The following is a 24,393-nucleotide window of genomic DNA, read 5'->3' on the forward strand; positions in this document are numbered from 1 at the left end:
GGCCGGGCACGCTGTAGCGTCCCGGGCCCTCCTCTTACGTGCTGTTACGTGCTGTGTCGCTTAGGCAACGGTGCGTCCGCCACCGACGAGGCGCGGCAGCATACGGAAGCCGATGCCACCGGCGATCATCGTCGCGGCACCGATCAGCAGGAACGTGGTCTCGGCGGCGCCGGTCTCAGCCAGCTCCTCCTTGGCCTTGCCCTGCTCGACCGGCTTGGAGCCGGCGCTGTCGGTGTCGGTGTTGTCCGCGCACTTGGCACCGTCGAGGTCGACGGTGCAGGTACCGGCGTCGCCGTTGTCACCGGTGCCGGTGCCCGGGTTGCCGGTCGGGTTCTCGGACGGGTCGCCCGTCGGCTTACCGGTCGGCTTGTCCGTCGGCTTACCGGTGGGCTTCGTCGGACCGGGGTCCGTCGGCTCCGTCGGGCCCGGGTCGGTGGGCTCCGTCGGACCGGGGTCCGTCGGCTCCGTCGGGCCCGGGTCGGTGGGCTCCGTCGGACCGGGGTCCGTCGGCTCCGTCGGGCCCGGGTCGCCCGGCGTGGTCGGGATCGTCGGGTCATCCACACCGATGCCGGCGTCGATGCCGTTCTCGTCGGCGTTGGCCGACACCTCGAGGGGACCCACGTTGATGCCGACACCGACGGCCGAAGCGGCGCCGGCAGCGGTCAGTGACGCACCGGCGGCGATCACCGCGCCGGCGGCAATGCGCGCCACACGGATACGCGTCTTCTTGGTCATCTGGTTGCTACCCCCAGTAGCTATTCGTCAATGGAGCAGCGTCCGGGGCAACTGCCGTTGGGGGCTGTTTCGTTCGGCCCCACTCACACGCGCCCCAGTAGATACGCATGCCGCGCGTCAGCTTTCCCAAGATTTGGAAAGGCGTCAAGGCGGTTGCGCGTGCGATGTCCGGTATGAGGGAGGTTGCCTGACCTGCGGGGATGCAACTGTGACATAAAAGCGAACTGCCGCCTCGGAGGCGACAGTTCCCTTGTCGACAAAGCGTCCTTTTACTTCTCCTGCTGCTTGCTCCAGCGAATCCGAAACTCAACCGCAGCTGCGCTGCTCATGGGGCTCTGCCGGGCCCACTGAGGCCATCAGGGTCCGGACGGCGCGGCGGTGTCGGGTTCGGGCAGGCCGGCACCGCGGCTTTCAGCGATGCGCACGGCGTCCCGCAGCGCTTCAGTCAGCCGAGCCGAGAGATAGCGGAGCTGAAAGGCGTCGGCTCGCGGGTCGTCGAGCAACGCCTCTGCATGGCCGAGCAGTTCGGCACCCATTCCGAGCTGAACGGACTCGATCTGGTCAGCGACCCGGGAGACGTAGCCCCCACCCTTGTCCGTGAGCAGGTAGCAGGGCTTGCCCTCAGGGCCGCTCCAAGGCAGCAGCCGGGCGGCCGGTTCCATGCCCATCAAGCGGCTCCCAGCCTGTGGATGTCCCGAGTGTCGAGATCGATGCCGTACGACGCGAGCCACAGCACCCGGCGGCACTGCCTGCGGCGTCGTTGTTCGTGCGCGACGAGATAGGGACGTACGAGCGCGGAGTCCTCGCCCCGCAGCAACGACGGGACACGTACGCAAGCAGCGGTGTCCGGCACAGCCAGGGCTGCGCCGAGGGGCGCCGACCGGGCAACCCTGTGCCGGCCACGGGCGGGGAACAGCAGTCTCAGTAACTGCTCGAAGATACGGGCGATACAGTGCGGCACGTCGACCTGCCTTCTTCAGGTGGACCACGCCCCCGGGCCGTTACCGCGGTCGCGGGGGTCTTCGGTAGTCGTACGACCACCGACCGTAGGACCCCTGCGCAGGGGGAAGGGGCAGAGTTCCTGCCCCTTCCGTCAGGAAGCCAACATCCCGACCTTCACAGCGAGTTCGCCGGCCCGCCGCCGCTGTGACGGGCTCTTCGACTCCACTTCCTCCAAGAGGATGCGGCGCGCGTAGCCGTTGTAGCGCATGGTCTCCGGGGCCGCTTCGTACGCCTTGTCCAGAGCCGCCAAGGCCACTTCGGGCTGCCCGTCCAACTGGTACCCACGGGCCTCTTCAATACGGTGCCGGGCGCGCCGCGGGCGGGACGGAATCGTCGCGGCATCGGCCACAGCGGCCTGCCTGACACTCTCCCCACCTGCATGCAGCTCAACAGCGACAGTCACCGCGTGTGCCCCCATGACGGCCCGGGAGAACGATGTGACGGGGTGGTAGTAATCGGCCGGCAGTCGCTCGGCCATGGCTCGTGCCACATCCCAGTACCCCCATGCAGAACCTGTATCGCCCCGGCGCGCTGCCGTGTATCCCGCCTCGAACTGGAGGGCTCCCGCGATGGCCAGCACGTCATCATCGGCCCCCGGCAGCAGCGGCTCCAGGTAGCGGATCGTCTCCAGGGTCACCGCATCAGCCGCCTCGAAATGGGCCGGGCCACTGTCACGGTGCGCCTGCGCGGCAAGCCAGGCCGCCACCCCGAGCGTGTGCGGGTCCTCCGATTCCAGTGCCGCAACCATCCCCCGCTCCACCACACGCCACAGCAGCGAAGCGTCGGGCTGGTAGGCGATGAAGAACTGGCAGAGGCTGTACGTCTGCGACAGCAGCGACTGCGCGGAGCGCCGCTGAGCCGCCGTCTCGGATTGCCGCACACCGAGCTGCGCGTCACGGATCAACTCGGGAAGCAGAGAACCAACGACGTCTCGGTGGTTCGGCGATGAGTGCCGAGCCCTCCAGGCCCGCACAAGGCGAGCCTCCAAATGCGCGGCAGGCGGAGCCTCGGAGTCAGCCGTGAACGGGTACGCATCGATAGCCGCACGCACCTGCGGAAGTCGCGCGTGGCCCGGACCGGCGAACAATGCGGTGGGTACGGAGTGATCACCCATGAGCTCGGAAAGATCCCGTACGCGCAACGCCTCGGCGATCCGCAGCACCATGGGCAGCTTGGGCATCTGCAGCTGCCCCCCCTCCACCTGCTTCACCCAACTCGGAGACTTACCAAGCAGCCCGGCGAGCACGGTGCGACTCATGCCACGACGGGTTCGCAGGACCTGCATCCGCTGGCCGAACGCGATGGGCTCGATGAGGGGGTTAGGGGTGACATCGGACGACATGGCCCTGCCTCTCTCTGACGCAACCCACGTCACAGCAGAGTACGACGCGAGGCCTAGAGGGGCACAAAGATCAGCCCCCCTCACCCCGGAGAAGCATTTATTTCATGGGAGTTGGCCCCAAGCATGGGGGTACTGCCAAGCCACGCCCCGCTCAAACAAGCGGACGTCGCCGCATCCGACAATGCGGGACGCCCATCATCCGACGCCACGACACCTAGCCTGAGGACCACATGAAAGCCGAGATCCGCCACCTGCATACACCGCATCGACCCACACACCCTCGTGCCGGACGAACCCGAGCGCTTCATGTTCCCCGTTGTTCAACTTCTGACCGGCCCCTCCCCACCGGCCATGGGAAGAGTCCTTCCAGTTCATCGTCTGCCCGTCGGGCTGCCTTCAAAGTCAGGTCAGCCCGGCGGGACCCATGTCCGGTACCAAGCTGGCGGGGCTCCCGGTCACAACAACCGCCCGCCACCAAACGGGCACGAGCTCGGTACTCACACACTCTTATCCGAGCCCCACTGCCTCTACCCGACCAGACAGATCAAACGAACTCCTCAAACTCGTAATCGCCGAGGCACGAGAGTTTTCGAGTGAGCGCCGCCCAGCTCGGGGATTCAACTGCACCAATGATCCTTTCGACGTGATCGAGGATCATCCCCACGTCAGGAGAGTCCACCACCACGAGGGAACGACCAAGTACCACTCTTTCCGACCCAACTCGCCTAGCTAGCCATTCCGGCGTACAGACGATGAACTGTAGCGACTCTCCAGCTTCACGATCACTTGGCCCGATCAAGGCCTGCAGAAGGAACGAGAAGTTCAGCGGATCCTCGGGCCGAAAGTCATCCAAGTCAACGTCCGGACTGATGAATCCATACACTGCAGCTCTCATGGCATATCCGTAATGTTGAGGTGCGCATCTCCAGTAAATCTACCTTCAGGAAATACACGCCATTCGAAGTTCGCCTGATATCCAGGGCCACCAAACCGAATGGGTCGATTAGGCTTGAACGACGGAGGACGATACTGACGCAGCGCATCTTGGCTGATGAGCGTACGCCCATCCCTAGCAACCCTATAGCCTGGTCCAACCCACGCCTGACCCATAACCTGAGCCTCCGCTGCCGTCCCCTGCCCGATACCCGAGAAACCCTTCGCTGCGCCTGCATCAGCCAGCATCCGAGCCATTCGCAAGTCTCCGTTGAGCTGCATAAAGCTCTCGCGCTCGGCGACTGACCTCAATACAGCTGTCCGCGCGGCCAGACCGCTAGCAGCACCACGGGCAGCAACTTTACTCCACCCCGCTCCAACGAGATAGAGAGCGACAGTAATGGCGGCTTCCCCGCAGTCTTCCTGCTTGGTGGCACAGCGCCCGACGACCTTGACTCCGAACGGGTCATCGCCAACTTCCAGCAGCCCCGCCGTCTTCGCCGTGCCACAGAAGGCTGCATAGTCGGCACTAGGCCCATTAGGCCCAAAGCAATTATTCTTGGCCCACTTCTCTATCCGGTAGCCATAGGAATCCTGGTCGGCATATCCAGCTGCATAGTTGCCCAGTTCCGTGTACTTGGGCATTCGGATGCCGTCGATCATCGGTTGGCCGTCTTTTGATGTGCCTCCACCGCCACCACTGGCTGTTCCGCCGGTGCTGCCGGTGCCTTGGCCCGCGTGGACACTCTGGCCGCTGGAAGGCTTTTGCTGATGGGGGGAGCCGGCGGGCACTGGGGTTACGCCGTGTGCAGGGCAGTCGACCTCGGCGCACATGCCGGTGGGGTCACTGGTGGTAACGGGGGCGTTGTTGGCGTAGCTGTAGCCGTTGAGGGACTGGGCACTGTCGGTGGCGAGGACGGGGTCGACGCTGATGAACTGGCCGATGCCTGGGTCGTATTCGCGGGCACCAATGTGGGTGAGGCCGGTGGCGGTGTCGGCCGGTTTGCCGAGGAATGCCTTGTCGTCCGGCCAAGTGCCCACCGCTCCCCCGCGCGGTGCACCGAATGGCATCGTGAAGCGCTTGGTGATCGCCTGAGTTGCGGCATCCAGCGCCAGGCTGCTCGTGCCATGGTGGTCGCCCGCCAGAAACGAGACCTTCGAGGTGCCCGATTCATTCGTGCGGAGCGCGATCGTCTGTGGGCCCGCCGAGTATGCACGGGTCGCCCAGGTCTTCTTGGCCGCGCCCGCGACCTTGTGGTGGATCTCCGTCGCGCCCAAATACAGGACGCTCTCCCCGTCCCCGTTCGCCCGACGGATCAGGAGCGTGCCCTCCGCGTCGTAGAGGTAGCCCGTCTTCTTCGCCCCCTCGGTCAGGGTGGCGATCTTGCCTTCGGCGTTCCAGACGAGGACCTGGGCGACTCCGGTCGGGCCTGGGCGCCCGGTGGTGTTCCCCGTCTTGTCGTAGCCGTACCCCGGCGTGACGCCCTTGCAGTCCGGCGTCTTCGTCGTCGCGGTCAGGGTGTGGCGCTGAGACGCGCTCATATAGCAGTAGTTGGTGGTCGTCGCGGCACCGGTCCCGGGAGTCACGGTCTCGGTGGCCCGCTGGCCGGCTGGGTTGTAGGTGTACCCGGTCCGGTACGGTGCCGGGCCGCCCAGGGCCTTGCTCGTGCAGTCGTCCGTCGACGGCGTCCATGCCTCCGTCAGACGGCGTTGACCGTCGTAGGCGAAGCACTGGATGTCGGTCGCCAGCGCAGGCGCCGTATTGGGGGTGTCGGCGATCTTCGTGACATTGCCCGCGTCGTCGTACGCGTAGCTCAGATCCTGCGGCTTGTACGGAGCGGTCTGAGGCGTCGTCGCAAAGGAGCGGGCGAGGCGGTCCGTGCCCGGCTCGTACCGGTTGTCGACATACGTCATCTTGGCTTCGGCCGACGCGGAGACGCCGAGCTTCAGCTGCTGGGGCAGGCCCAGCTCGCTGTAGCTCGCGCCTTGCAAGTAACCCGACGTTCCCGAGTAGACGGCAGTCGGCTGGCCAGTGGGTGTGTAGCGGTTCTCGATGGTCTCCGCGGCTAGTCCGCCGGCTGCCGGTTCGGTGGAGTTCTGCACAGTGCCGTCGAGGTTGAAGGCACTCTCGAAGGTGTAACTGGTCTGTGCGCCACCGGCCAGGACAAGCGGCTCGTTGGCGTCCAGCAGCAGCTCTGTCTTCGTGGGCCGGTAGAGGGTGTCGTAGGTGAGGATCCTCTTCGTGTACGCCTTGCCGGTCGCTCCGCCGTCGTAGCGCGTGGAGCTGTCTCCGTATCCCTTGGCCAGGGTGTCGAAGGTCCAGGCTGCAAGCTTGTTGGCGTCCGTGCGCGCGGACGACCAGAGGCCCGTCTTGCGGCCGAGTTCGTCATAGCCGTAGAGCAGTCCCTTGCCCTCTGAGTCCTCGGTCCAGTCGGTCTGGTCCAACACCGTGTATCCGGTCTTGGAAGTGCCCGTGTCCGGGTCCGTCGCCGTGACCTGACGGCCGAAGAGGTCATAGGTATAGGACCACTTGGCACCGTCCGGTCCGGTGATCGTGTCCTGCTTGGCATCGCGGGTGTACGTGAAGGACGTGGACGTGTACTGGGCGCCGAGACCGCCGCCGTATTCGACGTCCGCCGGGTCGGGACCCGCGTACTCACGGCGCTCGACCGCACGGCCGAGGGCGTCGGTGATGACCCGGGTGGCCTGTCCTCCGCTCACCGCGCTCGTCGCAGTGGAGTCGCCCGTGTAGCTCGTGGTCGTGGTCCACTTCTTCACACCGAAGACATGGAAGCTGCTGCTCGTGGCGCGCCCGGCACCGTCGAAGACCGTGGTGGCCTGCTTGGGCGCACCTCCGTATTCGGCCCGGGCGTACGTGCCGTTCGGTGTCTTGGCGGAGTCGTAGATGTCTGCGTACGTCTCGTAGGCCAGGCCACGAGAGTCGTATCGCGTGTCCGTGAGCAGCCGCCCGCCGTTCGGTGTCGGCCTCTGTGTCTGCAGCGGGCGGAGCAGCGAGTCGAAGATCTCGTACGACGTCGTCACCGTGTCCGAGGACTTGATCTTCGAGGTGGCGATGGAGGGGACCACACCCCGCTTGAAGGTGTAGGCGAAGGTCATGCTGGCCGACTGGCCGCCGTCCTTGTTGCGGTTGGGCAGCCAGACTCCCGTGAGACGGCCCAGACCGTCGTACGTCTGCTCGGTCTTCTTCAAGTTGGCGTCGTAGGTGCGCAGTGGCAGTCCGCGCACGCCGTCGAGGAAAGTGATCGTCTTGTAGGTCTTGGGGTCGGTGACAATCGTCTTCGTGAGGATTCCGGCGCCGACTGGGGAGTAGTCCGTTGTCGTCGGCTGGCCGGCCGCGTCTGTCATCCTGCGGGGACGGCCGAGAGTGTCGTACGTGGCCTTGGACATCGTCTGCCAGGTCGACGGATGGCGTTCGCCGCCTGTCGCGGTGGCCGGGTAGGCGGAAGCGCGGCCGGTCCAGGTCGCCTCGCCCTTCGTGAGGGTCTGGCTGGCAGACCAGGCAGTGGCAGCGGCGTTGTCGTAGACAATCGCCGTGTCGGCCAGGATGTCTTCGCGTTTGGCCGCTGACGTGGGCAGTTTCAGCTCTGCCTCCGCGATCGCACAGTTACGGCCGACCGTACGGGTGCGGGAGACCAGGCTGTTGATGCCCCTCGCGTCATTGCGGGCGTACCAGGTGCGGGTACAGGTGTCGTCGCTGCCGTCCTTGATGTCGCCTGTGTTGTCGACCTCGTACGCCATGCCGTAGGCGTCGTACTTCGTGACCGCACTCGCCGTGCGCCAGGTCTTGGGTCCGGTGAGATAGGTGTGCGTGGACTGCGTCCCGGTACGCACGTAGTACGACTCGATGTCGGCGTACGACTTGTGCTGCGTGGCAGTCCTGGCCGACCAGGGGGTGTTGACCGTGACGCCGACAGGGGTGCCGCCGTTGTAGGTGATCTGCTGGCGGGTGAAACCGGCGTACTGGTCCGCGTCGACGGCGTCGGGAACGTCCAGCCCGCTGAAGTCGATGCCGGGCACGTTCACACTCCGGGTGCCGCCCGCCTTCCGGGGGTCGCCGTGCATGCCCTGGAGGTAACTCGTCACCGTCCGTGAACGGGTACCGGTGGAGGCGCCGGTCTGGACGGTGACTTTCTGGTAGCCGCGCCAGATGGACCAGGTGCGCTCGTCGGTGGGGACGAAGGGGCTGTCGTTGAAGTGCCAGGCGGGGTCCTCGTACGTGTACGCGTTCTCAACCGGTTCGCCGGAGCCGGACGGGTCCGCGGTGGTCACGGCGGTGACGCGGTACTTGTGGAACCAGTCCAGGTTCGCGTCCGTCGCACCATTGATGTTCCAGTACTGCGGATAGCAGGACTCGGCGTTGTTGTCCTCCGCAGCAGGCATCCGCGAACCGCGCACGCACTCCGGGTCGTTGTACGTGACCGTCGTGATGGCGCCTGCTTCCGACGTGATGGTGCTCACGCGAGGGCGAGTGAGCGGAAGGATGTTGCCCCCGCCCGGCTGAGTGCCACCGGCGACCCGGTTGGGCCGCTTGAGATACGTGAACGACACCGGATCCAGCGTGATCGCCGTCCCGGTGTGACCGGTGCGCTGGATGCTGTCCAGCCTCAGCGTCTGGTCGGAGGAGTCGGCGATGTCGCCGTTGTCGGCGTAGTGCTGCGTGAACGCCCAGGAGTCGACCGGGGTGGGGGCAGTGCCCGAGTACACCGCGGTGTCGATCTTGGTGAGACGCTTCCGGGAGAAGAACGCCGGACTCTCGGCCAGGCAGTCGGACTCCTTGGCCCCGGAGGCGCAGATGGCGTCGTAGGGGACGTCGGGCCAGTTCTTGGAAGTGTCGTCGCCGAGCGGGGAGCAGTTGGAGACCGTGCAGCGTTCGGCGTAGGTGAAGTTGACCCGGCCCGGCGCCTCAGCGGTGAAGAGGGTGTCGGAGCGCTGTCCGTAGAGGATCTTGTTCAGATAGCCGCTCGGCGTGTACCTGGCATCGGCGGTGCCGGCCTTGTTCTTGCGGTAGTGGTTGGTTTCGGCCGTGTACCAGTACGACATGGCGTTGCCGTGGGTGTCTTCGACGTAGTCGAGGTTCCAGCGCCAGGCCTGGTTCAGCCAGCGGTCGCCGAAGGTGTCGCCCTGGGTGTACCCGGGCTCGCCGGAGTCGTCGCCGAAGACGGGAACGGTCCATACGGAGTTGGTGCGCTCAGTGTCTGCGCCGCTGAGCTTGTTGAGACCGAACACGTACTTCGTGCCGTCGCCGGTGGTGACGGTCCAGTGTTCACCGTTGTCGTCGCCGTTGGCGGCGCCCGTGCCGTAGGCGACGGTCGACGCGTCGTCGTTCTTCAGCCGCCACTTGCCGGTGACGTCGTCCTTGACGAGTTCGGTCGACTTGCCGTTGAGGACGAGGGAGGCGTTCTCGTACTTCCAGCACAGGTCGTACTGCTTGTCGTGCCCGTCCTTGTCGCACGAGCCGTACTTTCGCTCGATGTAGGAAACGGTGGACAGGTCGAAGCCCTCGCCGACCGAGGTGCCCTGGTTGTTCGTCGCGGCGGTACGGCCGTCGATGCTGCCCGAGTCGTACGTCAGATTCAGGGACGGTGACGGACCCGCGGCGGCCTTGGGGGCATCCATCGGATACGACCAGGTGAACGAGCCCGACGATCCGCCGGCCTCCCAGGTCGAGGAGGAGGCGAGCGGGGTGGCGGAGTAGTCACCGGCTCCGGAGGGGGACGGCCCGGGGCCCGAGGCGGTCACGGCGAGCACGGTCGGGGCGGCCAGACTCACGGCGGCCGACAGGCTCTGGGCACGGACGGCATTGCGGGAGTTCAGTGAGGTGAGCGTGCGGCACTTGGCGAGCTTGGGCGTCGTCAGCGCGCAGGCCGGGAGCTGTGAGAGCCGCAGTCGGCTGGACCAGCCGCCGCCGATAGCGGAGGCGAAGGAGGCGTAGTCGACGGTCAGTTCGGCCTTGCCGGGCTGGTTCGTCTGCGCGGTGAGCAGGACACCGCGCACCCCGGCCGCCTTGGTGGTCTTGCGGTCGAGGACGCTGATCCTGGCTTGTCCGGCGACAGTGCGGGCGGGCTTGGCAGACATGCCGGTCTTGACGGTCACGGGGATGCCACCGACCGTGGTTCGCGCGCTCGTACCCGTGAGCGTCATCGTGGCGGTCCCCGGGCCTGGCCAGTGGGCGCGTTGCTGCTGGGAAGCCCGGGCGGCATCGGAGGCGTTGCCTGCCTTCTCCTGGGCCACTCGCTCGCGCGCTTTCCTGGCACCGGTGGCGCTCAGCTCCTTGACCTTGCCCTCGCGCGGCTTGGGGACCACGGGACGGCCGGGACCGCCGTCGGCCGCCTGTGCCGCTTGCGCGACGGGGCTCAGCCCCGCCGGCACGGCGAGGACCGCGGCGAGAGCCGTGATCACCCAGGTCCGCGCTCTGGTGCGTCTGTGACGTGCTGTTGAACCCCTGCCCATGACCCCAACCCCCATGATGTCGCGTACGCACCAGCCGTACGTACGCGCCGATGCAGCTCAAGAAGTGCGTTGTGAAACGCGATCGCTCGATCGCCCGGTCCGGGGTGGGACCACTCGCCGCGGAACGCGACGTGGTGGTCCCACCCCGGAGCTGGGCGGTCAGTCGCCGATCACGGCCTCGATCTGGTCCTTGCCGGCCATGGCTCCTGCCCAGAGGCGGACCTCACCGATCCGCGCGGGGAGGAAGTGCCCCCAGGCCGTGCTGCTGTAGCCCTTGCCCACGGCGAGGTCCCCCGAGCCGACGAGGGCGGAGTAGGCCTTGTCGCTGTCGTTCTGGTCGAGGCCGACGTACAGGCGGATGACGGGGCCGTCTTCGGAGAGGGCGTCGAAGATGCCGGTCAGGCGGACGGGGGAACCGATAGCAGCGTCCTCGTCGGAGCTGACCCAGGTGCTTGTGCCGTCCTTGTTGACCCGGCCGAACCGCCAGTAGCCGACGGGCACGGTGTGCTCGTTGCCGTCGTCGTCGGCCTCGGTCTTCGTGCCGGTCAGCTCGAACCAGAGACCCCAGGAGGAGCCGTCGGCGGTGCGTTGTCCGACGACCTGTCCGACGTATCCGGCCTGTTTGGTCAGCAACTTGGCCTTGTCCAGCTGAACGCTGGTGGTGACGGTGAAGGACGCGGAGTCGTCGACCACGGGCCCTGCCGTGGTCGCGGCACCGTCCGAGCCGTCCAGGACGATGGACTCACCATCGAGCGTGGCGCCACCGGCCAATGAGACGGTGCGCCCGTAGCCGGAGGTCGTGTCGGCAACGGTAGTGCCGCTCGCGCCCTCGGCATTCCAGCTCCCGACCAGCTCGACGTCCGGGAGACCGGACGCGCCGGCCAGGGTTCGGGCTTCCTGGGCTACCTCCTCCGGCTGCAGGGCGTACTGCCAAACTGCGACTTCGTCGATGGATCCGGCGAAGTGGTCTATGTAGACGTCGTTGTACATCAGGCGGCCGATCTGCAACGGGCCGTCCGCGGTCCAGGCAGTGCCAGTGTCGGCAGTTCCCTGCAATTGACCGTTCACGTAGAAGCTGGCCTTGTGGGCAGCCACATCATGAATTGCAGCGACGTGCGTCCAGACCCCCTTCGGCACAGACTGCTTCGCCTTGATCTCGTGCATGTTCGAACCGCCGACGGACGACGTCGACAGCACACGCATACTCCAGCCCGCCGTTCCGTGGGACACCATGAACGGGCTGTACTGACGACCCCACGGACTGCTGGTGGATGACTGCTGGCTCAAGGCCGTAACTGTTTTGGTGGCCGAGGGATCCAGCCGCACCCACGCTGAAACCGTGTAGGACGATCGGGTCTCGAGTACCGGCCCAGACGTTGCCGCGAACCCATTTACACCGTCGAGTTGCAGGCCCTTGTCCTGCTTCGGCGTCTTCAGTGGATTGCCCTGAGCGTCGTACCGGAGTTCCCCTCGACGCCCCAGGTCGTCGCGAACCGCACCCGCAGACAGCGTCGCGTTGTCCTGGTTGGCGGCGTCCGCGGTCGACGAGTCCAGCGCCTGACCCGAGTCCTCGTCGAAGTGCCACCGCCCCAAAGGCCCCGGTCCTTCCTGTACCAGGAAGGACACCACCTGCGACGCACCCCATCGGCCCACGTTGTCCTTGGCCCGTACTTCCAGTTGGTACGTACCCGGGAGCTGCGGAGTGATCGTCTCCGTCACACTCGCGCCGGTGTTCTTCGGTGTTCTCCACACCGTCTCGGTCGACTGCTTGTATTGATAGGCGACGTTGTTCGCGTCACCGGTCGCGGGAGAGAAGGTGAAGGAGCCTGGTTTGCCCGGCCCGCCGCCCGGTGCGCAGGCCGTCGTGGTGCACGGCGTGTATGTGGAGTTGAGCGTCACGGTCGGCGCCTTCGGGGCTGTCTTGTCGACCTTGAAGTAGCAGGTCACGCTTCCGGGCGAGGTCAGCCAGTTTCCGAAGTTGTTCCAGTACGACCTGGTCCACGCCTGCACGCGGTAGAGAGGCCCCTCCTCGAGTGTCTGCGGCACCGAGGGCCTCGCCGCCTGCCCCGTGCCGAGATATCCGGATGTCGGTGACATGAAGTCCGGAAGCGCGGTCCACGTCGTGCCGGTCTGCTTCTGCACCTGGAAACGGACCCGGAGCTGCGCTTCGGGTGACCCGCCGACCACGGTGCGCGCGGTGGCCGAGACCTGTGGCGTGGGGTCGCTGATCGTCCCGGGAGCATCGATCTTCGGCGAGCAGGACAGTCCGGTCCCGGTGACGAAGCCGAACGGTGTGGGGGAGTTGGGCTTTCCGACGTAGTCGACCACAAGCGTCGCGTCGTTCTTGAACCTCTTCCAGGCGCTGGTGTCCCCCTCGTCGTGGGCCCTGAGCATGAGCGTCAGCCGCGCGAACTTGCCCGCCGCGAAGTTGCGCACCGTCGCCGTGAGGTTCTCGTTCGTCTCGTCCGCGTTGTCCGCGAAATCGATGGGGGCGTCCGGGGTGTCCGGGTCGCAGAGTGAGCCCCGGCCCGCCGAGACGTTCCTGTCGACCATCAGATCCAGCTCGCCGGGGCGGCTGGACCATGCCGTCGACGAGGAGATGTTGTTCGTACGGACCAGATCCACCCAGCGCGGATCGCACTGGAACGCCCAGGGTTCGGTCACCCGGAAGGTCGCACCCAGGATGTGCTTGCCCGCAAGGTTGGCCGGCGAGAACTCGTAGTAGAGCCGCTGCACATAGCCGGGGCCGCAGTAGTAGCCGCCCCATGTGCCGCACTTGCCGACACCCTTGCCGCGCTCACCGCCGTCTTCGTCCTGGTTGTCGAAGTTGTAGAACCTGTACCCGTCCGAGCGCAGCAGGGTCCGCTCCGCCTCGCCCCAGCTGACCGTCGGGTCAATGTAGAGCGGGAAGGCCGAGGCGTCGGTCTCCTTGAGCATCTTCGCGTCAGGGGCCAGGCTGATGGCGTTCCTACCCACCTGGAGGGGCAGATCTGCCGTCTCATCTCCTGGGACGGGTCCGGCGGTGCGGTCCCCATGCGCGGCGGGCCTCGTCGTCGCTGCTCGTGCCGAGGCAGCCGGTCCGGCCGCCGGTGCAGCCTTGCCCGACGAGTCCCACATCATCGCGGGAGGGGCGGAGAACACCTCGGTGGCATTGCCGTCCACCGCAGTCATTCCACCGCCCTCGGTCGGAGACAGCTTCAGCCTGGTGGCATGTGCCGAGAACGTGATCTTCTTCAGTTCCGGGTCGGAAGCCGCTTTGGGCGTCTTGACCACCAGAACCTCGCGGAAGCCCTCGACCGTGGCCGTCATCCGCAGGTCGATGTCCGGGAGGACGTTCGCGTACACGGCGCTGTTACCGTCGAGCGTGGGCTCGGGCAGCCGGCCCGGCCAGCCCAACGCCAGGGTCCTGCCATCGCGAGCGATCTTCACGAGGCCAGTGCCGGCGCCGCCACCCGAGAAGGTCAGGTCGACTGCTGCCGCCTTCGGCGCGACGGTCCCGTCAGAACGCTGCTGCAGCGTGGCGTCCGGCGTGACCCAGGAGCCGCCCCGGCCCTTCACCCGTACCGGGACCGCTGACTGTTCGAGCCGGAAGGTGAACCCGTCGGGATTGGCGTACGTAGTGGCGAACTCGGTACGCGCGCCGACAACCTCGACCCGCTGGCCCGTTTCAGCGGCACGGGCGAGTGCCCTCTGCTCCACACTGGCCGGCGGACCGGCGGCATGCGCCGGAGCGGATAAGAGCACCGGCATCCCGGCCCACGCAAGCGTCCCGACCAGGGCCGCCGTGATGGTTCTTCGGCGCCACCATTTCAAGGCACGTGCAGACATTCCCCGTCCCCCACCCCTATAAGAACAAACGTTCTTAAGCCTGCCGCATGCTCTCCGTTACGGCCTGCACACGTCAAAGGTTTTGGAGGACGAATCCCTCACGTCGGAACGACCTGGCTGGTTCCACACCCTGGGAAAGCCGAGAATACGGTCGACCGGCAACCTCCACATGTCAGAGGTTGACTCAAATTCGATCACCGGCTACCACCGGAAACACCATCGGCGCCGGCTCCCGAAGGACCCGGCGCCGTGGCCTGACAAGTGTGCGGTTACTTCTCCTGCTGCTTGCGCCAGCGAATTCCTGCTTCGAGGAAGCCGTCGATCTCACCGTCAAGTACCGACTGGGGGTTGCCCACTTCGAACTCCGTACGCAGGTCCTTGACCATCTGGTACGGGTGCAGGACGTACGAACGCATCTGGTTGCCCCAGGAGTTGCCGCCGTCGCTCTTGCCGAGGGAGTCCATGAGGGCCTGCTCCTCCTGGCGGCGGCGCTCAAGAAGCTTGGCCTGGAGGACGTTCATCGCGCTCGCCTTGTTCTGGATCTGGGAGCGCTCGTTCTGGCAGGAGACGACGATGCCGGTCGGGATGTGCGTGATGCGCACGGCGGAGTCCGTCGTGTTGACGCCCTGGCCACCGGGGCCGGAGGCGCGGTAGACGTCCACACGCAGTTCGGACTCGTCGATCTCGACATGGTCGCTCTGCTCGACGACCGGCAGCACCTCGACGCCGGCGAACGACGTCTGGCGGCGGCCCTGGTTGTCGAAGGGCGAGATGCGCACCAGGCGGTGCGTGCCCTGCTCGACGGAGAGCGTGCCGTAGGCGTACGGCGCCCGCACGACGAAGGTGGTCGACTTGATGCCGGCCTCTTCCGCGTACGACGTCTCGTAGACCTCGGTGGAGTAGCCGTGGCGCTCGGCCCAGCGCAGATACATCCGCTGCAGGCGCTCGGCGAAGTCGGAGGCGTCGACGCCGCCGGCCTCGGCGCGGATGTTGACCAGCGCCTCGCGCTCGTCGTACTCGCCGGACAGGAGCGTACGGACTTCCATCTCGTCCAGCGCCTTGCGGACCGCGGCGAGCTCGGACTCCGCCTCGGCCTGGGCGTCCGCGTCGTCCTCGTCCTCGGCGAGCTCGAAGAGCACACCGAGGTCGTCGATCCGCCCACGGAGCGCCTCGGTCTTGCGGAGCTCGGCCTGGAGGTGCGAAAGCTTGCTGGTGATCTTCTGCGCCGCCTCGGGGTCGTCCCAGAGGGACGGTGCCGCGGCCTGCTCCTCGAGCACAGCGATGTCTGCCCTCATCCTGTCGAGGTCCAGGACGGCCTCGATCGACCCCATGGTCGAGGAGAGGGACTTCAGCTCTTCGGATACATCGACGACTGCCACGCCCCCAGCGTAACGGCTGGGCGCGGCGGCCCGACCCGCTAGGGCTCGGAGGGTGCCGACTGCTTCGAGTCCTGCGGCGGCGCTTCCGTATCGCCGTCGCCGGTGGCCAGCCAGCCTCCGACGCCCACCACCGCGGCCAGCACCAGTGCTGCCGCCCCCAGCGTGATGCGGCGCTTGCGGACCGCGTCCGACTTGTGGCGGGCCGAGCCCGGGCGGCGTTGGCCGGGGGTACGGGGGGCGCGGGCCGTGCCGCGGGCGCCGCCTGCCAGCTCGTCCGGGGCCGGGACCCGCATCGAGGTGTGGGTGTCGCGGTTGGAGTCCGCGGGGGCGGCGCCGGGGACGAGCGGGACGGCGCCGCGGCGGCGGGGCTCGTCGGGGGTGGTCGGAGTCACCTGCGCGTACGGCTCCGAGGGTGGCTCGGCATCCGGCTCGTCGACGTCCAGCGGCGGCATGCCCGCGAGGAGCGGGAGCAGGTCGTGGAGGCGGGTGGCCAGTTCGGAGGCGCGAAGGCGGGACGCGGGGGCCTTGGCCAGGCACTGGACGATGAGCTGCCACAGCTCGTCGGGGATGCCCGGGAGCGGGACCACGGTCTCGGTGACATGGCGGCGCAGGACCGCGCCGGGGTGGCCGCCGCCGAAGGGTGTGAAGCCCGCGAGGAGCTCGTACAGGACGGTGGCGAGGGCGTAGATGTCGACCGCGGCCCGCGGGGGCAGGCCCTCGACGATCTCGGGGGCGATGTAGTCGGGGGTGCCGATGATGCCCGACGGGTTCGGGGCGTGTCCCGCCGAAGGGCGCAGTGCCTTGGTGCGGCGCGGGGTGTCGATCAGCTTGGCGACGCCGAAGTCGGTGAGCAGCGCCGGGTGCGAACCGGCAGGGCCGAGCGGGCCCTCCATGTCGAGGAGGATGTTCTCCGGCTTGACGTCGCGGTGGACCACTCCGGCGGCATGGGCCGCGGCGAGGCCGTCGGCGACGTCCGCGATGATCGCGACCGCCGCTTCGGGGGCGAGGCGGCGCTCCCGGTCGAGGCGGGTGCGCAGATCGGTGCCGCGGACGAGGTCCATGACGAGCGCGAGATCGTTGCCGTCGACGACGAGGTCGCGGACGCCGACGACCTTGGGGTGGTCGAGTCCGAGCAGGGCCGTCCGCTCCTGGACGAAGCGCCCGACGAGCTCCTGGTCCGAGGCCAGGTCCTCGCGCAACAGCTTGATGGCGACGGGCCCTTCGGGTCCCTCGCCGAGCCACACCGTGCCGGCGCTGCCCCGCCCCAGGATCTGGTGGGCCGTGTACCGGCTGCCGATATTCCGTGCCAAGACTGCTCCCTCAGCGGCTGGCGTTGCCCGCTGTGTCTACCCGGGGGACGACCCCCGGACCCCCGGCCCGAAAAGAAGGCCGGGCACCGTGGCGGACGGCGACACGCGAGGCGCACCTGAGTAACGTACGCGGGCATCGGGGGGCTGTGTGCCCCGGATGGCGCCAACCTTCACTTCTGCGGGGGAAATCACCCCGCAGAAGTCGACAAAACTACTGAGTCACTACTGTCCGGCGCCCGAGCCGTTGCCGGTGCCTCCGGTGCCCGGGTCCGAGCCGCCGAGATTCGAGATCCACTTCGTCACCTTCGAGATGCCGTCGCCGATCGCGTCCCAGTAGCTCTGGCCCTGGGAGACCCAGTCCTGGAGGAACAGCTCCCACGCCAGCCAGCCCGCGCCGACGAGAATCAGGACGGTGAAGAGGCAGCCCTTGAGGCAGCCGAGTCCCGGGATCCTCATGCGGTTGGGGTTGGGCTGGCGCGGCTGCCTCGGCTGGCGCGGCGCGGGCTGCTGGGGCGGCGGCGCGTACTGCTGAGGCTGCGGCGGCGGGGCGTACTGCTGCCGCTGTGGCGGGCGCTGTTGCTGAGGACGTTGCTGCTGAGGGCGCTGTTGCTGAGGCTGCGGCGCGTACTGCTGCGGTTGCCGCGGCGGCTGCTGCGGGGGCCTCTGCTGCTGGCGCTGGGGACGCCGGCGCAGCGGGTCCTGACTCGGGTCGAGGTACTGGACCTGTGTCTGCTCGTTGCGGTCGCGGGCCGCCTGCAGCTGGGACTGCCAGGGGTGCGGGTCCTCCGGACGCGGCTGACCCGGCGGTACGGGCGGCATCACCGTGGTCGGGTCGCCGCTCTGCGGGGGTCCGGACTGCGGGGCGCCGGTCTGCGGCAGGAAGCTGGTCGCGGCGTTGGGGTCGTACGACCCCGCGTTGCTCGGCAGGACCTGCGTCGGGTCGGCCGCACCAGGCGCCTCGGGCACCTGAGCGGGCGAAGGGTCGGGCGCGAGCAGCGCGGCGACCCCGAGCGCGGCGTCGACCTGCGCGGGCGTGGAGTGCACGCCGACTCCGGCCGCGACGGTACGCAGTCCACGGGCGAGGTTCTCGGCGCTCGGCCGCTGGCCCGGCTCCTTGCGCAGGCAGCGCTCTATGACCGTCCACAGCGGCTCGGGGACGGTGGTGGGGCGGCGGGGCTCCTCGCTGAGGTGGCGGTGGAGCACCTCGAGGGCTGTGCCGCCCGCGAACGGGGGCCTGCCGGTGACCAGTTCGTACAGCAGGATGCCCGCGCCGTAGATGTCGACGGCGGAGGTCTGCGGACGGCCCTCGGCCGACTCCGGCGCGACATACGCGGGCGTGCCGACGAACTCGTGCGTACGGGTCAGGCCCGGGGAGTCAGCGAGGCGCGCGATGCCGAAGTCGGTCAGCATCGGGTGCATCTGGCCGTCGGCGTCTGTCTTGAGGAGTACGTTCGCGGGCTTGAGGTCGCGGTGGACGACGCCGTCCGCGTGGCTTGCGGCGAGCGCGTCCGCGATCTGGGCGGTCATCAGCGAGGCGGCGACCGGGCTGAGCGGGCCGTTCTCGCGGAGGTAGCGGTGCAGGTCGGGGCCGTCGACGAGGTCCATGACGAGGGCGAGGAGATCCCCCTCGACGACCAGGTCCCGGGTGCGCACGATGTTCGGGTGGGTGAGGCGGAGCAGGACGGAGCGCTCGCGCAGGAAGCGCATCACCACGTCCGCGTCGTTCGCAAGCTCCTCCTTGAGGACCTTGATCGCGACGGTCTCGCCGGGCTGGCCCGCGACGGCCGCCTCGGCGCCCGCGGTCTCCCGCTGGCTGGCTCGCCAGACGGTGCCCGTGGCGCCGCGCCCGAGGGGCTCCTCGAGCAGGTACTTGCTGCCTACCGGCCGCACGTCATGCGCTCCCTGCTGATCGTGGTCCTTGCGTGGTCCCGGGCCGCTGTGGCCGTTGCTCGGAGGCGCGGTGGCCCGCCCGGGTGTCCGACCCACTTTAGTGCCGCCGGACACGGCACCGGCCGGTCGTCTGCCCGACTTCCTCCTGCGCATCCCCTCCTGATGGACCGCTGGTCGTGTTCGAAAGGAAGACGCGGGCATCGTACGGATGGTTGCCGAAGAGCCGTGCCGCGAACGTCACGCACGTTCCGGATCAGATCCCAACCAGGCATTTTTACGCCCAGAGCCGACCAATCAAGATCACGTACTGGTGGTCCCCGGGCGTGTTGTCAGTGGCAGGTGCGAGGATGCCCTCAGCACGGAGTCGTGGGGGCGGGAGCCCTGTGGCGCGTGCCGACCTGCCGGGTGGGGGCGATCACAGGGCGGCTCCCCTGCCGGGCACCCCGCGCAGAAGGGATTGCTGACGGCGATGCAGATCCGGCTGACTGTCCTCGCGCCGCGCAGCGGCCGATCCGCGACCGCGGGGCATGCCTCCGTGGGACACGCCGCGGCGGGACATGCCGCGGGACACGCCTGCGACGTGCTGATCACCGCGCCTGCCGGGACGGCGCTGGCCGCCGTGGCCTCCGGCCTCGCGGCGGCCGTCTCCGGCGCCGATGTCTCGGGTTCCGTCGTGCTGTACGCGGGCCAGGAGCGGCTCGACGCGCAGCGGCGCACGCTGGGCGAGCCGCCGCTGGTGGACGGCGCGGTGCTCTCCCTTCAGGTCCCCGGTGAGGACGAGTCTCCCGGGGCGGACGCCTCGGCCCAGCTCCATGTGGTCGCCGGTCCCGACGCGGGCGGGGTCCATCTGCTGCACGGCGGCCGGATCAGGATCGGCCGCTCCGCCGAGGCGGACGTACCGCTGGACGACCCGGACGTCTCGCGGCTGCACTGCGCTGTCACGGTCGCCGAGGACGGCCGGGTGACGGTCGCCGACCTCGGCTCGACGAACGGCACCACGCTGGACGGCGCGGCCCTGAGTGCCCGCCCGGTCAGGCTGCCCGCGGGCGCGCTGCTGCGACTGGGCGAGTCGACGCTCCGGGTCACCCCGTGCGACCGGACGCCCGCGCTGCCGACGGCACCGGACGGCGAGGGACATCTGCGGGTGACCCGGGCGGACGGGGCTGGTCCGGACGGGGCTAGTCCGGGCGGGTCCGGTTCCGGTGGGTCCGGCCCCGGTGAGGCCCGTTCCGGTTCCGGTGGCTCCGGTCCCGGTGGAGCCGCGGCGGGGGCCTTCGGTCCTGGCGGGTCGGCTCGGGGCGGATCGGCTCCGGGCGGCGGAGTCGGTCCGGGGGACGACGGCCCCGGCAGCTCAGGACCCCGCAGCTCCGGTTCCGGCGGATCAGCTCCTGGCGGTTCCGGGCCGGGCGGCTCGGGCCTCGGCAGCTCCGGTCCGGCCGCCCCCGGACATCGCCGACCGGTTCCCAGCTGGGCCCGCCGGGACGACGCCGGCTCCGGCACCGGCCCCGGCTCCGGCACCGGCGGCTACGGCCCCGACGCATCGGCTCCGGGCGCTTCGGGCCCCCGCGAAGACCCCCAGGCAGGCGATCAGCGTCGTGTGCCCTTCCAGTACGACCCCACCGCTCCCGCAGCCCCGACGAGCGCCGGGCGCGGCGATGCCGAGACGCTCTATACATACGACACGTACGGCACATACGGCCCCGACGACAGCGCCCACGGCGACGCCATGCACTCCAGGGCGGACGAGACCCACGAGGTCCCCGAACCGCCCGAGGCCCACAGCCCCGCAGCTCCCAGCGGCCCACCCCGCCAAGCCGCCCCCTTCCGCGGCACCCGCCTGCCCGACGGCGCCACCCCCCGCAGACGCGGTATAGGAGCCTGGGCCCGGCGGCTCGCCGGAGGCCGGGAGGAGCCTGTCCCGGAGCTCCCGCCGCAGCCCGGACCGCGCAGCGCCGCGACGCGCGCCGTCGAGAGCTGGCCCGATCCGGCCGCGGTGCTGCTCACCGCGCTCGGCCCCGGCCCCCGGCTCTGGGAGCGGGGAGCGGGGCATCCCGAGTCCCTTGTGCTCCGCCTCGGCACCACCGACCGGGCCGAGCTGCCTGCCGTGCCGGTGACCGTAGGCCTGCGCGAGGCCGGCTCGCTCGGGCTCGCCGGGCCCAGGGCGCGGCTGGCCGGTCTTGCCAGGTCCGCCGTGGCGCAGCTCGCCGCGCTGCACTCGCCTGTCGATCTGGAGATCGTGCTGATCTCCACGGACCGGTCGCGGAGCCTCGAGGAGCGCAGGAGCGAGTGGGCCTGGCTCGGCTGGCTGCCGCATCTGCGGCCCGCGCACGGCCAGGACTGCCGACTGCTCCTCGCCTACGACCGGGACCAGGCCACCGCCCGCAGTGCCGAACTCACCCGCCGCCTGGACGACGGGCCGCTCGGCCCGGGCTGGCCGAGCGCCGAGCGCAGGGCCGTCACCGAAGCCGCCGCGCGGTACGAAGGCGCGCGTACCGTCGTCATCGTCGACGGGGACCCCGGCTCGGCCGCGCTGCGCGAGACGACGGCGAGGCTGGCCGGCGCCGGACCCGCCGCCGGGATCCATCTGATCTGTCTGGCCGAGACCCCGGCCGCCTCGCCGCTCTCACCCGTCGCCGCGACCTACGAGGCGGCGTGCGCGGCCTCGCTCGCCTTCCGCGAGTGCGGGGCGGTCGCCCTGCTCAGCGGTGATGTGGCGACCGCGCTGCGGCTGATGCGTACGGTCGGCGGGCAGCCCGTCGGGCACGGCACGGTCGGCGCGGTGGACGCGGTCTCGGCGCCCTGGGCGGAGCGCTTCGGGCGCGCCGTCGCGCCGCTGCGCGCCGAGGGCACCGGCACACACCTCGACCGGGTCGCGGCGCTGCCGCGTTCCGCACGGCTGCTGGACGAGCTGGGTCTCGCCCGCGCCACCCCCGCATCCCTGATGGCGCGCTGGGCATCGGCGGGCGACGGCACCGCTGTGCTCGGCGCGGGTCCGCGCGGCCCGCTCACCGTCGATCTCACCGAAGAGGGCCCGCATCTGCTGATCGAAGGCCCGGCGGGCAGCGGCCGCACTGAGCTGCTGCGCTCCGTCGCGGCCTCGCTGGCCGCCGCGGGACGCCCGGACCGGCTCGGGCTGCTGCTGGTCGACGGAGCCGGCGGCGAGCGCGGCGAAGGACTGGCCGCCTGTACCGAACTGCCCCATGTCACCGAGCATTTGGTGGCCTCGGACCCGGTCCGGATGCGAGCGTTCGCGCAGGCGCTCGGGGCCGAGCTGAAGCGGCGGTCCGAGCTGCTGGGCAGTGTCGGTTTCGCCGAGTGGCACACCCAGCGCGAGGTGGCCGACCGGATGGTGGGCCAGCGCCCGCCGACCGCCGCCGAGCAGCGCGGTGACCTCGACTCCCCCGCCAGCGGCACGCTCCGGCTGCGCCCCGGGGCCCGTACGAAGTCCGAGGGTCCGCCTCCGCTGCCGCGGCTCGTCGTGCTGGTGGACGACTTCGACGCGCTGGTCGCACCGGCGCTCGGCAGCCCCGGGCGGCCCGCGGCCGGTTCGGTCGTACGAGCCCTGGAAACCGTGGCCCGGGACGGCGAGCGGCTCGGTGTACATCTGATAGCGACGTCCGCGCGTCCCGACCGTACGGCCGACACCGAGTTGGCACAGGGTGCGCGGCTGCGTGCCGTGCTGGATGCGCCGCCCGCCGCGCCGGGGCCGGACGACCCTGCTCCAGGGCGAGGCAGGCTCGGGCATCCGGACGGCCGGGTGACCCCGTTCCAGAGCGGCCGGGTGACGGGACGCATTCCGCGTACGGCGACCTTGCGTCCCACTGTGGTGCCGCTCGAGTGGGAGCGGATGGGTGACCCGCCGACCCGTCGGCCCGTTCGTGAACTGGGCAATGGGCCAACGGACTTGGCACTTCTGGCCAGTGCCCTGGAGCGAGCTGCACGATCAGTGGACGCGACTCCGGTTCCGCCGCTGAATCCGGCCCGCCCCTGAGCGACAGCACAGGCCCGCCCTTTGACCTGACATCACGTCACAAGGCCATCACAAAAGGCTGGTTGACGCCTGGTGCGGTATTGCGGCCCTCCAGTACCGGGCGTACACCTGTCGGCACGGGACAGGGCACGGGAGAGACGGGGCAGTGATGCGCACAACTCTTCGCACGGGCAGGACCGCAGTGGTGTTCGCCGCCATCGGTGCTCTCGCACTCGCCGGTTGCGGCGACAACAAGGACGACAACAAGGCAAAACCGGGCGAGGGCAAGGGCAAGGAGTCCGCGGCGACCGTCCAACTGCCCAAACTGAACGGCGAGAAGATCGAGGTCGTGGCCGTCTGGACCGGCCCCGAGCAGGAGAACTTCACCAAGGTCCTCAAGGAGTTCGAGAAGCGCACCGGGGCTTCCGTCACCTTCGTCCCCACCCAGGACGCGATGCTCAACTACCTCGGTACGAAGATCGCCGGCGGTCAGCCCCCGGATGTGGCACTCCTCCAGCAGGTCGGCGCGCTCCAGCAGGCCGTGCAGCGCAAATGGGTCAAGCCGCTGGGCGCCGAGGCCAAGGCGGAGCTGGCGAAGAACTTCACCAAGGGCTGGCAGGATCTCGGCGCGGTCGGCGGCACGCAGTACGGCGTCTACTTCAAGGCCGCCAGCAAGTCCCTGGTCTGGTACAACGCCAAGGCCTTCGAGAACGCGGGCGCGAGCGAGCCGAAGACCTGGAAGGACTTCCTGTCGACGGCCGAGACGATCTCCGCCTCCGGTGTCACCCCGGTCTCGGTCGGCGGCGCGGACGGCTGGACGCTCACCGACTGGTTCGAGAACATCTATCTCTCCCAGGCGGGACCCCAGAAGTACGACCAGCTGGCCAAGCACCGGATCAAGTGGACCGACCCGTCCGTGAAGACCGCGCTGACCACGCTCGGCGAGCTCTTCGGCAAGCCGAACCTGATCGCGGGCGGCGCCGACGGCGCGCTCCAGACGGAGTTCCCGGCATCGGTCACCCAGACCTTCACCGGCGGTGAGCAGCCCAAGGGCGCGATGGTCTTCGAGGGCGACTTCGTCTCGGTCAACATCGCGCAGACGGACGCCAAGATCGGTACGGACGCGAAGGTGTTCCCGTTCCCGGCGGTGGGCGCCGAGCCTCCGGTGGTGACCGGCGGCGATGCGGCCGTGGCGCTGAAGGACTCCAAGGGCGCGCAGGCGCTGCTGACCTTCCTGGCCTCCCCGGACGCTGCCAAGATCTGGGCCGAGTCGGGCGGGTTCATCTCACCGAACAAGTCGCTCGACATTTCCGCGTACCCCAATGATGTGCAGCGCGATATCGCCAAGGCGCTGATCGCGGCGGGCGACACATTCCGCTTCGACATGTCGGACCAGATGCCGCAGTCGTTCGGCGGTACGCCCGGCAAGGGCGAGTGGAAAGCACTCCAGGACTTCCTGAAGAACCCGAAGAACGTCGCCGGGACCCAGCAGAAGCTGGAGTCGGACGCGGCCAAGGCGTACAAGAGCTGAAT

At 68.9% G+C, this 24,393-nt stretch carries 12 protein-coding genes; 2 read left to right on the forward strand and 10 right to left on the reverse strand.

Features of this window, described 5'->3' with window-relative positions:
- Positions 1 to 60: 60 nt before the first annotated feature.
- The 10 genes from ACFWDI_RS34985 to ACFWDI_RS35030 form a co-directional block, all read right to left on the reverse strand.
- Positions 61 to 735 carry a hypothetical protein gene (locus tag ACFWDI_RS34985; RefSeq protein ID WP_385310336.1) on the reverse strand — a complete coding sequence of 225 codons (675 nt, stop codon included), beginning with the start codon at positions 733 to 735 and terminating at the stop codon, positions 61 to 63.
- 356 nt (positions 736 to 1,091) lie between these two features.
- Positions 1,092 to 1,403, reverse strand: a complete 312-nt coding sequence (locus ACFWDI_RS34990; protein WP_385310338.1) for a hypothetical protein — start codon at positions 1,401 to 1,403, stop codon at positions 1,092 to 1,094.
- The gene (locus ACFWDI_RS34995) at positions 1,403 to 1,696 is read right to left on the reverse strand and encodes a hypothetical protein (protein ID WP_385310340.1); all 294 of its coding nucleotides are present in this window, start codon (positions 1,694 to 1,696) and stop codon (positions 1,403 to 1,405) included. Before ACFWDI_RS34995 ends, ACFWDI_RS34990 begins: the two co-directional genes overlap by 1 nt.
- A gap of 132 nt (positions 1,697 to 1,828) precedes the next feature.
- Positions 1,829 to 3,079: a helix-turn-helix domain-containing protein gene (locus ACFWDI_RS35000; RefSeq protein ID WP_385310342.1), complete on the reverse strand. Its 1,251-nt coding sequence runs from the start codon at positions 3,077 to 3,079 to the stop codon at positions 1,829 to 1,831.
- A 544-nt stretch (positions 3,080 to 3,623) separates the two neighbouring features.
- On the reverse strand, positions 3,624 to 3,974 hold the full coding sequence (locus tag ACFWDI_RS35005; RefSeq protein WP_385310344.1) for an Imm8 family immunity protein: 351 nt from the start codon (positions 3,972 to 3,974) through the stop codon (positions 3,624 to 3,626).
- The gene (locus ACFWDI_RS35010) at positions 3,971 to 10,432 is read right to left on the reverse strand and encodes an RHS repeat domain-containing protein (RefSeq protein ID WP_385310346.1); all 6,462 of its coding nucleotides are present in this window, start codon (positions 10,430 to 10,432) and stop codon (positions 3,971 to 3,973) included. Before ACFWDI_RS35010 ends, ACFWDI_RS35005 begins: the two co-directional genes overlap by 4 nt.
- Positions 10,433 to 10,642: 210 nt before the next feature.
- Complete coding sequence (locus ACFWDI_RS35015; RefSeq protein WP_385310348.1) at positions 10,643 to 14,182, reverse strand: LamG domain-containing protein; 3,540 nt, start codon at positions 14,180 to 14,182, stop codon at positions 10,643 to 10,645.
- Positions 14,183 to 14,580: 398 nt separating this feature from the next.
- Complete coding sequence (gene prfB / locus ACFWDI_RS35020; protein ID WP_327323928.1) at positions 14,581 to 15,690, reverse strand: peptide chain release factor 2; 1,110 nt, start codon at positions 15,688 to 15,690, stop codon at positions 14,581 to 14,583.
- Positions 15,691 to 15,728: 38 nt separating this feature from the next.
- Entirely contained in the window at positions 15,729 to 17,000 is a 1,272-nt protein-coding gene (locus ACFWDI_RS35025) for a serine/threonine-protein kinase (RefSeq protein WP_385310350.1), read from the reverse strand.
- A gap of 222 nt (positions 17,001 to 17,222) precedes the next feature.
- Positions 17,223 to 18,890 (reverse strand): serine/threonine-protein kinase, encoded by a 1,668-nt coding sequence (locus ACFWDI_RS35030; RefSeq protein ID WP_385310352.1) that lies wholly within the window; start codon positions 18,888 to 18,890, stop codon positions 17,223 to 17,225.
- 469 nt (positions 18,891 to 19,359) lie between these two features.
- Between ACFWDI_RS35030 and ACFWDI_RS35035 the strand changes: the two genes are divergently transcribed.
- Both ACFWDI_RS35035 and ACFWDI_RS35040 read left to right on the forward strand, forming a co-directional pair.
- A complete protein-coding gene (locus tag ACFWDI_RS35035; protein ID WP_385310354.1) occupies positions 19,360 to 22,881 on the forward strand; it encodes an FHA domain-containing protein in 3,522 nt (1,173 codons plus the stop codon).
- Between the two features lie 148 nt (positions 22,882 to 23,029).
- The gene (locus ACFWDI_RS35040) at positions 23,030 to 24,391 is read left to right on the forward strand and encodes an ABC transporter substrate-binding protein (protein WP_385310356.1); all 1,362 of its coding nucleotides are present in this window, start codon (positions 23,030 to 23,032) and stop codon (positions 24,389 to 24,391) included.
- Positions 24,392 to 24,393 lie beyond the last annotated feature (2 nt).

The organism is Streptomyces sp. NPDC060064 (assembly GCF_042736455.1).
Taxonomy (GTDB): domain Bacteria; phylum Actinomycetota; class Actinomycetes; order Streptomycetales; family Streptomycetaceae; genus Streptomyces.

Coding starts and splice junctions, on each gene's coding strand:
- ACFWDI_RS34985 (WP_385310336.1), bottom strand. CDS start 735: ATGACCAAGAAGACGCGTATCCGTGTGGCGCGCATTGCCGCCGGCGCG.
- ACFWDI_RS34990 (WP_385310338.1), bottom strand. CDS start 1,403: ATGGGCATGGAACCGGCCGCCCGGCTGCTGCCTTGGAGCGGCCCTGAG.
- ACFWDI_RS35000 (WP_385310342.1), bottom strand. CDS start 3,079: ATGTCGTCCGATGTCACCCCTAACCCCCTCATCGAGCCCATCGCGTTC.
- ACFWDI_RS35005 (WP_385310344.1), bottom strand. CDS start 3,974: ATGAGAGCTGCAGTGTATGGATTCATCAGTCCGGACGTTGACTTGGAT.
- ACFWDI_RS35035 (WP_385310354.1), top strand. CDS start 19,360: ATGCAGATCCGGCTGACTGTCCTCGCGCCGCGCAGCGGCCGATCCGCG.
- ACFWDI_RS35040 (WP_385310356.1), top strand. CDS start 23,030: ATGCGCACAACTCTTCGCACGGGCAGGACCGCAGTGGTGTTCGCCGCC.